The organism is Dorea phocaeensis, from assembly GCF_900240315.1.
Classification (GTDB): Bacteria; Bacillota; Clostridia; order Lachnospirales; family Lachnospiraceae; genus Dorea_B; species Dorea_B phocaeensis.
This window is the reverse complement of record NZ_OEPZ01000002.1, coordinates 19,272-36,126: the sequence shown is the minus strand read 5'-3', so window position 1 is coordinate 36,126 and position 16,855 is coordinate 19,272. Positions and strand designations below refer to the sequence as shown.

The 16,855-nt window shown below is 43.2% G+C and carries 13 protein-coding genes; 12 read left to right on the top strand and 1 reads right to left on the bottom strand.

Annotated features, from left to right (window positions below; translation table 11 throughout):
- Positions 1-81: 81 nt before the first annotated feature.
- From C0979_RS04060 to C0979_RS04010, 11 genes are all read left to right on the top strand, one after another.
- A complete protein-coding gene (locus C0979_RS04060) occupies positions 82-933 on the top strand; it encodes an energy-coupling factor transporter ATPase (RefSeq protein WP_101695306.1) in 852 nt (283 codons plus the stop codon).
- Entirely contained in the window at positions 918-1,772 is an 855-nt protein-coding gene (locus tag C0979_RS04055; RefSeq protein WP_101694815.1) for an energy-coupling factor transporter ATPase, read from the top strand. The genes C0979_RS04060 and C0979_RS04055 overlap by 16 nt, the downstream gene beginning before the upstream one ends.
- Positions 1,769-2,593, top strand: coding sequence for an energy-coupling factor transporter transmembrane component T family protein (locus C0979_RS04050; protein ID WP_101694814.1), 825 nt, complete (start codon positions 1,769-1,771; stop codon positions 2,591-2,593). Before C0979_RS04055 ends, C0979_RS04050 begins: the two co-directional genes overlap by 4 nt.
- Before the next feature lie 75 nt (positions 2,594-2,668).
- Positions 2,669-3,412, top strand: a complete 744-nt coding sequence (gene truA, locus C0979_RS04045) for a tRNA pseudouridine(38-40) synthase TruA (protein WP_101694813.1) — start codon at positions 2,669-2,671, stop codon at positions 3,410-3,412.
- Positions 3,402-4,556 (top strand): aminotransferase class V-fold PLP-dependent enzyme, encoded by a 1,155-nt coding sequence (locus C0979_RS04040; RefSeq protein ID WP_101694812.1) that lies wholly within the window; start codon positions 3,402-3,404, stop codon positions 4,554-4,556. Before truA ends, C0979_RS04040 begins: the two co-directional genes overlap by 11 nt.
- Positions 4,557-4,711: 155 nt before the next feature.
- Positions 4,712-5,986 carry a double-cubane-cluster-containing anaerobic reductase gene (locus tag C0979_RS04035; protein WP_101694811.1) on the top strand — a complete coding sequence of 425 codons (1,275 nt, stop codon included), beginning with the start codon at positions 4,712-4,714 and terminating at the stop codon, positions 5,984-5,986.
- Positions 5,987-6,047: 61 nt separating this feature from the next.
- On the top strand, positions 6,048-6,308 hold the full coding sequence (locus tag C0979_RS04030) for a putative Se/S carrier protein (RefSeq protein WP_101694810.1): 261 nt from the start codon (positions 6,048-6,050) through the stop codon (positions 6,306-6,308).
- 16 nt (positions 6,309-6,324) lie between these two features.
- Positions 6,325-7,086, top strand: a complete 762-nt coding sequence (locus C0979_RS04025; protein WP_101694809.1) for an acyl-CoA dehydratase activase — start codon at positions 6,325-6,327, stop codon at positions 7,084-7,086.
- Positions 7,087-7,329: 243 nt separating this feature from the next.
- A complete protein-coding gene (locus C0979_RS04020; RefSeq protein WP_101694808.1) occupies positions 7,330-9,312 on the top strand; it encodes a sodium-translocating pyrophosphatase in 1,983 nt (660 codons plus the stop codon).
- A gap of 132 nt (positions 9,313-9,444) precedes the next feature.
- A complete protein-coding gene (locus C0979_RS04015; RefSeq protein WP_101694807.1) occupies positions 9,445-10,560 on the top strand; it encodes a CobW family GTP-binding protein in 1,116 nt (371 codons plus the stop codon).
- Positions 10,561-10,599: 39 nt separating this feature from the next.
- Positions 10,600-11,541 (top strand): TIGR03943 family putative permease subunit, encoded by a 942-nt coding sequence (locus tag C0979_RS04010; protein ID WP_101694806.1) that lies wholly within the window; start codon positions 10,600-10,602, stop codon positions 11,539-11,541.
- A gap of 33 nt (positions 11,542-11,574) precedes the next feature.
- Here the strand turns inward: C0979_RS04010 and C0979_RS04005 are convergent, their stop codons facing one another.
- Complete coding sequence (locus C0979_RS04005) at positions 11,575-12,873, bottom strand: sodium-dependent transporter (RefSeq protein WP_101694805.1); 1,299 nt, start codon at positions 12,871-12,873, stop codon at positions 11,575-11,577.
- Between the two features lie 307 nt (positions 12,874-13,180).
- On the opposite strand from C0979_RS04005, the gene nifJ reads away from it, so the two are divergent.
- Positions 13,181-16,717, top strand: coding sequence for a pyruvate:ferredoxin (flavodoxin) oxidoreductase (gene nifJ, locus C0979_RS04000; protein WP_101694804.1), 3,537 nt, complete (start codon positions 13,181-13,183; stop codon positions 16,715-16,717).
- Positions 16,718-16,855 lie beyond the last annotated feature (138 nt).

Sequence of the window (16,855 nt, the reverse complement as noted above, 5' to 3'; positions counted from 1 at the left end):
GGGATTGCGCTTGCAAAAAAGGAAATGATAACGTACAATAGGAAAAGAGTTAACGTAAAAGCAGGGTGGAGGCGGCTGTTTATGGGTATGGTTCAGACGGAGCGACTGGTATATGAATATGAAAAACGAGATGAAGAAGGCAATGTAATCGGAATGTCGCGTGCCATCGACGGCGTAGACATTGACGTAAAGGAAGGGCAGTTTATTGCGATTCTAGGTCATAATGGATCGGGAAAATCTACGCTGGCCAAGCATATGAATGCGATTTTGGTTCCGACAGAAGGGACCATGTGGGTGGATGGAAAGGATACCAAAGATCCCGAAAATCTGTGGGAGGTTCGTCAGTCGGCGGGGATGGTTTTCCAAAATCCGGATAATCAGATTATCGGAACTGTTGTAGAGGAAGATGTGGGATTTGGTCCGGAAAACCTGGGAGTACCAACAGATGAAATCTGGAGCCGAGTGGAGGAAAGCTTGAAGGCGGTTGGAATGATAGAATATCGCCATCATTCGCCAAATAAGTTATCCGGAGGACAAAAGCAGCGAGTGGCAATTGCTGGAGTCGTTGCGATGGAACCAAAATGTATTGTATTAGATGAACCAACAGCAATGTTGGATCCTGTGGGAAGAAAAGAAGTTCTAAAGACAGTACAGAAACTGCGTGAAAAAAAGCATGTAACGGTGATTCTAATTACCCATTATATGGAAGAAGTAGTGGATGCAGATCAGGTTTATGTAATGGATCATGGACACGTTGTGATGAAAGGCTCGCCGCGGGAAGTATTTGCTCAGGTGGACAAGTTAAAGGAATATCGTTTGGATGTTCCGCAGGTGACGGTGCTTTCGGATCTCTTGCGAAAGAAAGGTCTTGAAATACCGGCGGGAATCTTGAAAAAAGAAGAATTGGTGGATGCGATATGTCGATTAAATTAGAACATTTAAATTATGTATACAGCCAGGGGACAGCTTATGAAAAGCATGCCCTTAAGGATATTTGTCTGGAGATACCACATGGAGAATTTGTCGGGCTTATTGGCCATACGGGCTCCGGAAAATCCACTTTGATTCAGCACCTGAATGGCTTGGTAAAAGCTACCAGTGGCGCATTGTATTATGAAGGAAGAAATATTTACGAAGAGGGATATCCGATGCGGGAGCTTCGCAATCAAGTGGGCCTGGTATTTCAATATCCGGAGCATCAGTTGTTTGAAGTGGACGTGATGACGGATGTGTGTTTTGGACCGAAAAATCAAGGGTTGTCACCAGAAGAGTGCAAGGCGCGGGCATTAGAGGCACTGAAGTTAGTGGGACTAAAAGAAAAATATTATAAAGCTTCTCCATTTGAATTGTCTGGAGGGCAAAAGCGACGGGTGGCAATTGCCGGGGTATTGGCAATGCGTCCGAAAGTATTGGTGTTGGATGAACCGACAGCTGGTCTGGATCCTAAGGGGCGGGATGATATTTTGGATCAGATTGCTTATCTTCATAAGCAATCTGATCTGACGGTTATTTTGGTTTCCCATAGTATGGAAGATATCGCACGATATGCAGATCGCATTATCGTGATGAATAAAGGACAGGTTCAGTATAATGGAAAACCGGTGGAGGTTTTTGCGCACTATAAAGAGTTAGAAAAAATCGGTCTTGCAGCGCCTCAAGTCACATACATTATGCATGATTTGAAAGAGCAGGGGTTGGATGTAAAAACGAATATTACGACGATAGAAGAAGCGGCAGAAGAAATTATGCATGCCTTGGAGAAGAGGAAATGATAAGAGATATAACAATAGGACAATATTATCCGGCGAAGAGCATTTTGCATCGGTTGGATCCCAGAGTGAAACTTGTTTCTACACTTTTATATCTGGTTTCTTTGTTTTTATTTAAGAGTATTCCAGGATATATTGTGGCAACATTATTTTTGGCGGTTGTAATTCGTTTGTCGAAGGTTCCGTTTTCCTATATTGTAAAGGGATTAAAACCGGTTATTATGCTGTTGATGATTACAGTGATTTTCAATCTGTTTCTGACGAGAGATGGGGAAGTATTATTTCATGCATGGATTTTTACCATCACAGAAGGTGGTCTTCAGACGGCGGTTTATATGGCGGTACGTTTGATCTATTTGATCATTGGCTCATCGCTTATGACGTTTACAACAACGCCGAATGAGCTGACGGACGGAATTGAAAAATTACTTCATCCGTTGAATAAAATTCACGTACCGGTACATGAAGTGGCGATGATTATGTCTATCGCGCTTCGCTTCATTCCAATTCTTTTGGAAGAGACGGATAAAATTATGAAGGCACAAATCGCTCGTGGAGCAGATCTGGAAAATGGAAATATCATTCAGCGTGCCAAAAACATGATTCCAATTCTCGTGCCATTGTTTGTATCGGCATTTAGGCGGGCAAATGATCTGGCAATGGCAATGGAGGCAAGATGTTATCGGGGCGGTGACGGTCGCACTAAGATGAAGCCACTTCATTATGAGAAACGGGATAGAATTGCTTATGTTGTTGTAATTGTATATGTAATAGCGGTGTTCGTAATAGGAAGGTACGTACCACTGCATGTGTGGGTGTTTTAATTGTCGTCGGGGACGGAGTTTTTTGCAAAAAACTCCGTCCCCGATTAAGAATTACCCTGTCCCTGGAGGTTTAGCATGAAAAGAGTCAGAATTGTTGTTGCATATGACGGCACAAATTACTGTGGCTGGCAGATCCAGCCCAATGGAATTACAATTGAAGAAGTTTTGAATAAAGCATTATGCAAATTAACGGGAGAGGAGATACGTATTATCGGCGCAAGCCGAACCGATTCAGGGGTACATGCTCTTGGAAATGTAGCGGTATTTGATACGGAATCTTCGATACCGGCAGAACGAATAGCTTATGCATTGAATCAGCGCCTTCCGGAAGATATTGTGGTTGTGAAATCAGAGGAAGTCCCCTGCGATTGGCATCCGAGGTATCAGAGTAAGGTGACAAAGACATATGAATATCGAATTTACAATGATCAGACGAAAAACCCGCTACGGCGCCAGTACACGGCGTTTGTCTCTTTTCCTATGGACATTGAGAAGATGCGGGAAGCGGCAGCATATTTGGTGGGAGAGCATGATTTCGCAAGCTTCTGTAATGTGCGGACCAATGTGGAAAGCACGGTGCGGACGGTGGATCGAATTGAAATTGATAGGGAAGGACGAGAAATCGTGATTCGGGTCACGGGAAATGGCTTTCTTTATAATATGGTTCGGATTATTGCGGGGACGTTGATTCGTGTCGGAAGGGGGTTCTATAAACCGGAGAAAGTAAAGGAAATACTGGAGGCAAAGGAACGGACGGAGGCGGGGGTAACAGCGCCTCCGCAAGGTTTGGTGTTAGTGAGGATTGATTATGGAGAATAAGATTTATTTTGACAATGGAAGTACTTCCTGGCCGAAAGCACCAGAGGTAGCAGAGGCAATGTCAGAACTTCTGATGACGGGAGCGTTTAACATTAACCGTGGAAATTACGAAGGGGCATATGAGGTAGAAGGATTGGTGCTTCAGACCCGTGATCAGTTGGCAAAGCTGTTTCATGCATCGGATTCCAGGCGTGTGATCTTTACCCCCGGAATTACGTATTCTTTGAATTATTTTATCAAAGGTTTCTTAAAAGAGGGAGATCATGTATTGGTTTCGGGATTGGAACACAATGCGGTGATGCGTCCGCTTACACAGATGAAGTCGCGGGGGATTACGTATGATGTGGTGCACACAGAATTGGATGGAAGTGTGGCGCCGGAGGCGGTAGAGCGGGCGATAAAGCCTCATACTCGGGCAGTTATTGTGTTGCATGCATCCAATGTGTGTGGAACGGTGCTTCCGGTTCGGGAAATAGGAGAGGTTTGTAAGCGTCATCATCTTTGGTTCGTAGTGGACTCGGCTCAGAGTGCAGGTACGATTCCGGTAAATATGGAGGAGTGTGGAATTGATTTTCTTGCTTTTACCGGGCATAAAGGACTGCTTGGCCCGCAGGGAATAGGCGGTTTTTTGTTGACAGAAGAACTAGATAAAGAAATGATTCCTTATATTTCGGGTGGTACAGGAAGTCAGTCGGATTCTCTTGAAATGCCAGGAACACTTCCGGATAAATATGAAAGTGGTACGATGAATCTTCCGGGGATTATAGGGTTAAATGCAGCGCTTTCTTATCTGGAGCGAACGGGTCTTTCGACTCTCCATGAAAAGAAAATGGAACTTACCAGGCAGTTCCTTGATCGGGTTAGAAGTATTCCGGGAGTAAGAATTGTAGGAAAACAGAACATAAAAGATCGTGTAGCAGTCGTGTCGTTGGATTTTTTAGAAAAAGATAATGCGGTTATGGCATTTGAACTGGAACAGCAGTACGGAGTGATGACAAGGGTTGGACTTCACTGTGCGCCGCTTGCGCATCAGACACTTAGAACCTATCCCCAGGGAACCGTGCGGTTTGCGTTTAGCGCGGCAAATACGCAGGAAGAGGTTGAGCACTGCACAGATGGAATTCGAGAATTGCTCTCAGTATAGAAAATGCAAATATATTTGTGAATATATCAAAAAAAACGATCGCCCGGGCATCTTGCTCCCATTGCTCGTATGCTGGAAACATGATACGGTATTGGTAATAGGATTCGGAAGAATCACAGGAGAATAGCGAAGCAAAGATGCAAGGAGGAAAGAAAATGGCTGATTATCGTAAGATGTGGGAAGATCTTGGTATGGATGTGGAAATGCATGATCAATTATGTGCTGTGCTTCCACAGGCATTTGGAGATGTTTACCTGTCGCAGGAAAACCGTCCGGAGGGAATGGATTACTATAATATGGTAGTTGCAGATATTCATGGAATCCGTCCGGCAGAACTAATTGAGCATCAGGAAAAGGGCGGTAAAGTATTTGGAACATTTTGTGTTTATGTTCCGGATGAAATTGTGTTTGCAGCGGATGCAATTGCTACCGGGCTGTGTGGCGGATCCCAGTTCTGGGTACCGGGTGGAGAAAAGGTACTTCCAACGAATACCTGTCCGTTAATTAAAGCCTCTGTTGGAGCAAGGTTGGATCGGACGTGTCCGTTTTTCAGAATTGCCGATATGTATGTAGGTGAAACTACCTGTGACGGTAAGAAAAAGGCATGGGAAATTTTAGGAGAGGACGTTCCGGTTTATGTGATGAACCTTCCTCAGATGAAACGGGCCAAAGATGTACAGACATGGGCAGAAGAAATTGCTGATTTTAAGAATAAGGTAGAGGAATTTACAGGAAATCAGGTGACAGCAGAGAAACTAGCAAAGAGTATAAAGCTTATTAACAGTAAGCGAAAAGCGCTGGAGAGACTGTATCATACAAGGAAGCAGGATGTGGTTCCGATCAGTGGAAGAGATGCGCTTCTTATTTCCCAGATCGCATTCTATGACGATCCGGCAAGATTTACGCAGATGACAAATGCACTTTGTGATGAATTGGAACAGAGAGTGGAAAATGGAGTCAGCGTGGTACCGGCTGGAACGAAACGGATTATGCTGACTGGAACACCACTTGCAATTCCGAACTGGAAGTTGCATAATATTATAGAGACCAGTGGCGGTGTGGTTGTCTGTGAAGAAATGTGTACCGGAACACGTTATTTTGAAAATCTGGTAGATGAGACAAAGGAAACGGTTGATGATCAGATTCAAGCATTGGCAGAGCGGTATATGAAGATCAATTGTGCATGTTTTACACCAAATGAAGGCCGAATTGATGATATTCTTCGGTTGGCGAAGGAATATAAGGTGGACGGAATTGTGGATGTAAATCTGAAATTCTGTAATCTGTACGATACAGAAGGCTACTTTGTAGAGCGGGCGTTGAAGGAAGCTGGTATTCCTGTGCTGAGTATTGAGACAGATTATACAGACAGTGATGCACAGCAGCTTCGGACCAGAGTCAGTGCATTTATTGAAATGCTGAATCACTGATTGTCAGAAAGAGAAGATAAAAGTCCATTTTGAAGATGGGCAGATAGAGAGGAAGTAAAAAATGCAGACGATTCAGCATTATGTTTTATTTCCCAATCATGATAATGGCATGCGCTTATATCAGGAATTAAAAAAGCTTGGGGTCAGAGCGACAATTGCTCCGACCCCAAGGGCTGCGAGTAAGTGCTGTGGAATTTCTCTTTTGGTAAGAGAAGAGGATATTCCGGCAATTGAAGACTGCATTGCAGAACATGAGATAGAGATTCTGAAGATTGCGGCTATTGAGAGGGATGTTAATCCCCATCGGGATAAATATTGTTAGATAGAGGTAGAGAATATTGAATTATGTAGGAATTGATATTGGTTCTACAGCTTCCAAAGTTGTGACCAGAGGAGAAAAAGAATCGGCGTTTGTATTGCCTACAGGATGGAGCAGTAAGGAGACCTGCCAGACAATTAAAGAAAGGCTGAAAGAAGATGGAATTGATGTTCTGTCGGATGATACCAAGGTTGTGGCAACTGGATACGGACGTGTAGCTGTTGATTTTGCTGATTATGTAATTACAGAGATTACTTGTCATGCACGGGGCGGAAGAGAGATGGCAGGTGAGAATTGTGCAATCATTGACGTTGGTGGACAGGATACGAAGGTGATACTGGTAGAACATGGAATGGTACAGGATTTCCTTATGAATGATAAATGTTCTGCGGGAACAGGAAAGTTTTTGGAGATTATGGCAAACCGACTTGGCGTGACGCTTCAGGAATTGTTTGATATGGCGGCAGAAGGAACTGTGCTTCCGATCAGTTCTCTGTGTACGGTGTTTGCGGAGTCAGAAGTAATTAATTATATCGGAGAAGGACGAAAACGAGAGGATATTGCAGCAGGGGTGGTCGATTCTGTGGCGGCTAAGGTTGCACAATTGAGCCAGAGGAAGAATCTTCCGGAGAAAGTAATTTTGACGGGCGGGCTTAGCAGCAGCGAATATTTCACAAAAATTTTGTCTGAAAAAATTGGACAGAATGTAGATCCAACCAAACATGGAAGATATGCGGGCGCTTTGGGAGCGGCGTTTTTAGCAGAAGAGAAGTCAAGATAATTCTGACTTCTCTTTTTTTGATGTTTGGGACAGGGTGAATTTCATTGGGGACGGAGTTTTTTTGAAAATGTACACGTCCCAAACGAAAGGACGGAGAATAAGTTATGTGCTTAATTGCGGTATATAAACCCTTGGTTCTAAAATAAAGAACAAAATCGATAAAAAAACAGAAATATATATATATACAAAACAAAATTTTGTGATAATATGAAATCACAGAAAATGTAAGGGAGGTTTTGTATTATGGAAATGTTTTTGAACATTGTTCCGGTTTTTGCAGTGGCAGCTCTTTTATTTGCATGTGTGTTGGCAGCACGAGTGAATCGGCAAAGTGCAGGAACGAAGAAAATGAAAGAAATTGCATCTGCAATCAGTGAGGGCGCGCAGGCGTTTCTGGCTGCAGAGTACAAGATCCTTATTTTCTTTATGGCAATTTTGTTTGTGTTGATTGGAGTGGGCGTGGGAAGCTGGATTACAGCTATTTGCTTTGTTGTTGGGGCATTGTTTTCTACGTTGGCCGGATATTTTGGGATGACGGTGGCTACCAGAGCCAATGTACGAACGGCAAATGCTGCGAAGGAAAAAGGGATGAACCAGGCATTGTCTATTGCATTTTCCGGTGGGGCAGTGATGGGAATGTGTGTTGCAGGTTTGGGCGTGCTTGGTGTCAGTGTTATTTATCTAGTGACTGGAAATGTTGAGGTTCTATCAGGCTTTAGCTTGGGGGCATCATCGATTGCATTATTTGCACGTGTGGGCGGCGGTATTTATACGAAGGCGGCGGACGTGGGAGCCGATTTGGTTGGAAAAGTAGAAGCAGGAATTCCAGAAGATGATCCGAGAAACCCTGCAGTTATTGCGGATAATGTGGGAGATAATGTTGGAGATGTGGCAGGAATGGGGGCGGACTTATTTGAATCTTATGTTGGTGCACTGATTTCTGCATTGACGCTTGGCATTGTATATTATGAGATAGCGGGAGCAGTTTACCCGTTGATGATCGCAGGCTTGGGACTTTTGGCTTCCATTTTAGGAACATTTTTTGTAAAAGGGGACGAAAAATCCAATCCTCATAAGGCATTGAAAATGGGATCCTACGTATCTAGTGTATTGGTACTTGTAGCGGCATTTGTATTTAGTCAATATTTCTTTGGAAATTTCCACGCAGCGATTGCTATTGTATCTGGTTTGGTAGTAGGACTTTTGATTGGAATTATTACGGAAGTGTATACTTCCGGCGATTATAAATCTGTAAAAGAGATTGCGGAACAGTCAGAAACGGGATCGGCAACTACGATTATTAGTGGGCTTGCAGTGGGAATGAAGTCAACGGCTATTCCGATTCTTTTGATTTGTGTAGGTATTTTGGTGGCGTATCAGTTCTGCGGTTTGTATGGAATTGCCCTGGCAGCGGTAGGTATGTTATCTACAACGGCGATTACAGTTGCGGTGGATGCTTATGGACCAATTGCAGATAATGCAGGGGGAATTGCGGAAATGTCAGGTCTGCCGTCAGATGTTCGTAAAATTACAGATCGGTTGGATGCGGTAGGAAATACAACGGCAGCAATGGGGAAAGGCTTCGCAATTGGATCTGCGGCTCTTACAGCGTTGGCGTTGTTCGTGTCATATGCGGAGGCGGTGCAGTTAAAATCTATTGATATTTTGGATAGCCGTGTTATTATCGGCCTTATGATTGGAGGAATGCTTCCGTTTCTGTTTTCAGCTATGACAATGCAGTCTGTATCAAAAGCGGCATATCAGATGATAGAGGAAGTACGTCGTCAGTTTCGGGCGAATCCTGAGATTATGGAAGGAACCGTAAAGCCAGATTACAAATCCTGTGTTGCCATTTCTACGACGGCGGCATTAAAAGAAATGCTGGTTCCGGGAGTGATGGCGGTAGCGGCTCCCCTGGTAGTTGGAATTGTTCTTGGACCTGGAGCACTTGGGGGATTATTGGCCGGAGCATTGGTGACAGGAGTGATGATGGCGATATTTATGTCAAATGCAGGAGGCGCGTGGGATAACGCAAAAAAATACATAGAAGATGGAAATTATGGAGGGAAGGGAAGTGAAGCGCATAAGGCCGCTGTGGTAGGAGATACGGTGGGAGATCCATTTAAAGATACTTCCGGACCGTCTATCAATATTTTGATTAAGTTGATGACAATCGTATCGTTGGTATTTGCCCCATTGTTTTTGTCAATTGGTGGTTTGATTTAACATTACATTTGGGACGGAGTTTTTTTCAAAAAACTCCGTCCCAAATGCGTTTTCCCCTGTCCCTAATTGAAGATGGGGGAAAATTGTGATAAGATATGGAATGAATTTTGGATAAGAAAAGAGGCATTGATAATGACAAAGGTGGATATTATTTCAGGGTTTCTCGGTGCAGGAAAGACAACTTTTATTAAGAAGTTGATCAACCAGGTTTTTGCCGGAGAAAAGCTTGTGCTGATTGAAAATGAATTTGGTGAGATTGGAATTGACGGCGGCTTTTTGAAAGATGCGGGTGTAGAGATTACGGAAATGAACTCCGGCTGCATTTGCTGCACGTTGGTAGGAGATTTCAGTAAAGCACTTCAGAAGGTGTTGGAAGATTATCATCCGGATCGCGTAATTATCGAACCGTCAGGTGTAGGGAAATTGTCGGATGTTATCCGAGCAGTTGAATCGGTAAATGCAAATGCAGAAATTGCGATTGAAGGACGAATTGCAGTTGTGGATGGGAAAAAAGCAAAAGCCTATCTGAAAAATTTTGGTGAATTTTATCGAGATCAGATTGCGCACGCATCTACGATTGTTATCAGCCGCACACAGTTGATGACGGATGCGCAAGTGGAGGAATGTGTACGAATGCTGCGTGGTGAAAATCAGGATGCGGCAATTATCTCTACGCCATGGGACAAGCTTGGGCAAGAGGCGGTTTTACATGCGTTTGAGAAGGATCGGAGAATTTTGGATCTTTATGTTACTTGTGGATGCGGCAGTCATCACAACCATCAGGATGACCATATCCATGAGTGTTGTGACCACCATGATCATCATGCTCATCATGATCATGGAGAGCATACGCACCACAGCGGTTGTTGTGATCACCACGATGGTTCGGAAAGCCATACCCACCACCCGGAAAGTCACAGCCATAACATGGAAAATCATTCACATGATCATCATGGACACCACCATGCAGATGAAGTTTTTACAAGCTGGGGAAAGGAGACGGCGCATCGTTATACAGAAGGAGAGTTGGAGCAGATTGTGAAAGAATTGGCTGATACGAGCAATTACGGTACAATTCTTAGGGCGAAGGGAATTGTTGAACTGGAAACTGGAGAATGGAAACAATTTGATCTTGTGCCGGGCGAGATAGAAGTGCGTGAAGGCCAAGCGGATTATACCGGGCGAATTTGTGTGATTGGTACAGATTTGAAAGAAACAAAATTGCAGACATTGTTTCATGTTTTATAGACACATAAATTTTAAAGAAAAAATAAAGGAGAAGATATCATGGTGACACCGGTATTTGTGTGTACAGGAACTCTGGACAGCGGAAAGACAACAATGGTGAAAGATGTGTTGATGGAACAGGAGTGGATTGAGCCAGGGCGGACGCTTTTGATTGTGTGTGAAGAAGGAGAGGTAGAATACTCAGAGGAATATCTGAAGGAAAAAGATATGATCCTTTTGAAAATAGACGAGTTCGATCAGCTAAATGCAGCTTTCTTTAAAAATTGTGAAAAGAATTATCGTCCAGTTCAGGTAGTGATTGAGTTTAACGGAATGTGGAAGCTGGAGGAGCTTCTGATGATTCGTTATCCGAGAAACTGGGAGCTGCAGGGAGTGTATTCTACCGTAAATGGCGAGACGCTCGATATGTATCTTAAGAATATGCGGAACATTTTGATGGAGCAGTTGACAGAATCAGAATTGATTGTAGTTAACCGATGCGCGGAAGGAGTAGATCGATCAGGGTTTAGAAGAGCGCTGAAAGTACAAAATCCTATGGCGCAGCTGATCTTTGAGGGGACAGACGGGAAGATTATAGAACCTTCTGAAGAAGATCTTCCGTATGATGTAAAGGGAGATCGAATTGTGGTAGAGGATATGGATTTTGGAATCTGGTATGTGGATGCTTATGATCACCCGGAATTATACCTTCATAAAGAAATAGAATTTCTTGCACAGACATTTCGGCCAAGGGGAATGGAAGATGACATGTTTGTTCCGGTGCGCAAGATTATGACTTGTTGTGCGGCAGATACCAGGTTCTATGGATACCCGTGTAAAACCAAGGAAAAAGTGGACTGTAAGAAGAAAGAATGGGTTCGTCTGCGTGCACGGTTTGAGTATGAGTCGGTGACGTCATTTGGAAATAAACAGCCGGTGTTGTATTTAGTCTCCATGGAGCCGGCAGAACAGCCCAAAGAAGAAGTTGTTTATATTGGATAAGGTCGACCGCGGTTGGTTTATGAAATAAGAGGGTCAAGATAAAAGGGAAAGTTCATGGTGAACTTTCCTTTTTATTAGCTGCTTGAATATTTTTGATACATAGAAGCAGGTTAGAAGACAACCAAGCGGCAGTAGTACGTAGGCTGTGAAGGTGTCTAGCCAGCTGTAAATATTGTAGTAGGAAATGCCATGGATATCGAACCACGGAAGCTGTACTTCGCTTAGAATACCAAAGCCAAGTGATACAATGATTCCGCCGGCGAAAATAACAGAAGAAACCAGAACTGTTGCTTTACGGCGGGAGATATGCAGTGTTTCCTCAATCCATTTGATCGGAATTTCAAATACAGTAAACAATGTTGAAAGAACCGCAAAAATCAAAGCCATGAAAAATAGTATGCCGATAATGTGGCCTCCCGGAAGTCTCCCGAAGATCTGAGTCATTACGATAAAGATCAGGGAAGGACCACTGGCCATATCTACGTTGGCGCCAAATGCGGATGGGATAATAACAAATCCGGATAAAAGCGCAACGGTAGTATCACAGACGCCAATCCATAGTGCGTCTTTTTTTATGTTGCTTTTATGAGGGAGGCTGGCTCCCAAGGTGACAAAGATACCCCAGCCGATTCCGATAGAAAACAGCACCTGTGTAGCAGCATCTGCAAATACTTTGATGCTGAGCTTGCTGAAATCAGGCGTAAGGTACCATTTGAGACCATCTACTGCGCCGGGAGATGAAAAAATCGCCCAAATACCACAGACAACAAGCAGAATAAATAGGAAAGGCATAATCACTTTAGTGACTTTTTCTACCAGATTGGTGATGCCAAAGAACAGCATAATAGCAGTAAATGTAACCAAAATGGCGGCATAGATCAGTGGCTCTGCCGTGGAGGAGGTGAATTCGTTGAAATAAATCGTTGTATCTGAACCAAAATCAGTGCCTGTTATGTAAGTTGTAAAGTATTTTACCACCCACCCGCCGATGATGACGTAATACATGTCAATGATGGCAGTACAGAGAATGGCAATCCAGCCGATAAATCGATAGCGTTTGCGGATTTTCCCAAAAGAATCGGCAACATTTGCGCGTGCGTAACGTCCGATCGCACTTTCAGCCTGAATCATTGGATATCCCATAAGGAATACGACAATAATGTAAATTAGGATGAAGGTACCGCCGCCACCCTGATAGGCAAGATAAGGAAAACGCCAGATATTGCCAAGACCGATAGCGGCGCCGGCAGCCACCATGACATAGCCGAAGCGAGAGTTCCAAAGGTCGTGTCCGTTTGTTTCGGGGGCATAAGTTGTTTCTGATTTCTTCATAAAGATCACTCCAATCCATGGTGGACGGTGGATTGGTATAATTTTTACCTGTTATAGCAGACGGAAAAGGATTTGAAAAGATGATTTTGCAGAAAATTTAAAAAAAACATAACAATATTCAAATAATTGGAGAGCTGAGTAGTTAGAGAAAATAACAGAAGATTCTTTGAGAAAAGGGGGGAGTTGTACAGGAAAATGAACAAAATAAAACTAAGAATGACTAGACTTTTAAAAGGGCAAGGGCTATAATAATTATACACGTCAAATTATAAAAATTTGTATTAAATTTTAAGGAGGAACAACAAAAATGGCAAGAAAAATGAAGACCATGGATGGTAATCAGGCAGCAGCTCACGCTTCCTATGCGTATACCGAAGTTGCGGCTATTTACCCGATTACACCATCATCTGTTATGCCAGAGCATGTAGATGAGTGGGCTACCGAGGGTAGAAAAAATATTTTTGGACAGACTGTACAGGTAACAGAGATGCAGTCAGAGGCAGGAGCAGCAGGAGCTGTACATGGTTCTCTGGCAGCAGGAGCTCTTACAACAACCTTTACAGCTTCTCAAGGCTTACTGTTGATGATTCCTAACTTATATAAAGTAGCCGGTGAGCAGCTTCCGGGTGTATTTAACGTGTCTGCACGTGCCCTTGCAAGCCACGCTTTATCTATTTTCGGAGATCATTCTGACGTGTATGCATGTCGTCAGACAGGAGCAGCTATGCTTTGTGAATCCAGCGTTCAGGAAGTTATGGACCTGACACCGGTTGCACACTGCGCAGCACTGAAAGGAAAACTTCCATTTATCAACTTCTTTGATGGATTCCGTACTTCTCATGAGATTCAGAAGATTGAGACATGGGATTACGAAGATCTGAAGGACATGGTAGATATGGATGCAATCGATGAGTTCAGAAATCATGCGCTTAATCCAAATCACCCATGTCAGAGAGGTTCCGCTCAGAACCCGGATATCTTCTTCCAGGCAAGAGAAGCATGTAACCCATACTACGATGCTATGCCGGCAATCGTTCAGGAATACATGGACAAGGTTAATGAGAAGATCGGAACAAACTACAAATTATTCAACTACTATGGAGCACCAGACGCAGAGAAAGTAATCGTTGCTATGGGTTCTGTATGTGACACCATTGAAGAGACAATCGATTACATGCTGGCAGCAGGCGAAAAGGTTGGTGTTGTGAAAGTTCGTCTTTACAGACCATTCTGCGCACAGGCATTAGTTGATGCTATCCCTGAGACAGTTAAGGTGATCAATGTTCTTGACAGAACAAAAGAGCCAGGAGCACAGGGTGAGCCATTATACCTTGATGTAGTATCTGCATTAAAGGGAACGAAATTCGAAGCAGTTCCAGTAAACTGCGGACGTTATGGATTAGGTTCCAAAGATACAACACCTGCACAGATCGTTGCAGCATTTAACAATACAGAAAAAGCAAGATTCACAATTGGTATTGTGGATGATGTTACAAATCTTTCCCTTGAGACAGGAAAAGAGATCGTTACGACTCCAGAAGGAACTATTAACTGTAAGTTCTGGGGACTTGGAGCAGACGGAACGGTTGGAGCAAACAAGAACTCCATTAAGATCATTGGTGATAACACTGACATGTATGCACAGGCTTACTTTGACTATGACTCTAAGAAGTCTGGTGGTGTAACAATGTCTCACTTACGTTTTGGTAAGAGCCCGATCAAATCAACATACCTGATCAAACAGGCAAACTTTGTAGCTTGTCATAATCCATCTTATGTAAATAAGTACAACATGGTTCAGGAACTTGTTGATGGCGGTACATTCCTTCTGAACTGCCCATGGGATATGGAAGGACTTGAGAAACACTTACCAGGACAGGTAAAGGCTTATATTGCTGACCACAACATCAAATTCTACACAATTGATGGTATCAAGATCGGTAAAGAAATCGGACTTGGCGGACGTATCAATACAGTTCTTCAGTCTGCATTCTTCAAACTGGCTTCTATCATTCCAGAGGAAGAAGCAATTGATCTTATGAAGAAAGCTGCTAAGGCTACTTACGGAAGAAAAGGTGACAAGATCGTACAGATGAACTACGATGCAATCGATGCAGGTGCAAAACAGGTTGTTGAAGTAGAAGTACCAGAGTCTTGGAAATCTTGTGAAGACGAAGGCTTATTCACACCAGAAGTTAAGGGTGGAAAAGAAGACGTTGTTGATTTCGTTAAAAATATTCAGGCTAAGGTTAATGCTCAGGAAGGTAACTCACTTCCAGTATCTGCATTCAATGATTATGTAGATGGATCTACACCATCTGGATCTTCTGCGTACGAGAAACGTGGTATCGCAGTAGATATTCCGGTATGGCAGGAAGAAAACTGTATTCAGTGTAACCGTTGTGCATATGTATGTCCACACGCTGTTATCCGTCCGGTAGCTCTTACAGAAGAAGAACTTGCAAAAGCTCCAGAAGGAACAAAAGCAATCGATATGATCGGTATGCCGGGAATGAAATTTACAATGACAGTATCAGCTCTTGACTGTACAGGATGTGGCTCTTGTGCTAACGTATGTCCAGGTAAGAAGGGTGAAAAAGCTCTTGTTATGAAGAGTCTGGAAGAAAATGTAGCTTCTCAGGAAGTATTTGATTTCGGAAGAGAGATTGAAGTAAAACCAGAAGTTGTTGCTAAATTCAAACCAGAGACAGTTAAGGGAAGCCAGTTCAAACAGCCACTCCTTGAGTTCTCAGGAGCATGTGCAGGTTGTGGTGAGACACCTTATGCAAAACTGATCACACAGTTATTCGGTGACAGAATGTACATTGCAAACGCAACAGGATGTTCTTCTATCTGGGGTAACTCTTCACCGTCTACACCATACACAGTAAACTCTAAGGGACAGGGTCCTGCATGGGGCAACTCACTGTTTGAGGACAATGCTGAGTTTGGTTATGGTATGTTACTTGCTCAGAAGGCAATCAGAAAGAGATTAAAAGAAGAAGTTGAGGCTGTTGCAGCATCTGATGCAGCATCTGCTGATGTAAAAGCAGCTTGTCAGGAATATCTTGATACATTTAACTGCGGCGTATCTAACGGAGATGCAACAGATAAATTAGTTGCAGCTTTAGATGGATGTGACTGTGATACATGTAAGGATATCGTTAAGAATAAAGACTTCCTCGCTAAGAAATCTCAGTGGATCTTCGGTGGTGACGGATGGGCTTATGATATCGGATTTGGTGGTGTTGACCATGTATTAGCAAGTGGAGAAGACATCAATGTCATGGTATTCGATACAGAAGTTTACTCTAACACAGGTGGACAGTCTTCTAAGGCTACAAAGACTGGTGCTACAGCACAGTTCGCTGCAGGCGGAAAAGAGACGAAGAAGAAAGACCTTGCAGGAATCGCTATGAGTTATGGTTATGTATACGTAGCACAGATCGCTATGGGTGCAGACTTCAACCAAACTGTAAAAGCAATTGCAGAGGCTGAGGCATATCCAGGACCATCACTTATCATTGCTTACGCTCCATGTATCAACCATGGTATTAAGAAGGGTATGAGCAAAGCTCAGACTGAGGAACAGTTAGCAGTAGAGTGTGGATACTGGAACAACTTCAGATTCAATCCTGCAGCAGAAGGCGCTAAGTTTACATTAGACAGCAAAGAGCCTAAGCAGGAAGAATATCAGGCATTCCTTGATGGAGAAGTTCGTTACAACGCTCTTAAGAGAGCAGATCCAGAAAAGGCTGAAAGACTCTTCGCATTGAATGAGAAAGAAGCTATGGAAAGATATGCTTATCTTAAGAAACTTGTTACTCTTTACGGAGAGGAATAAGATCTGAGAAGGTTACAGAAATTTTCCCGATGGGATTGAATACGGTGAAGCGAAAGCTTCACCGTATTTTTTGTGTTCTTTCTGTTTTTTATTATTGATGAAAATGGAAGCGTCCTGTATGATAAAAGAAGCGATATT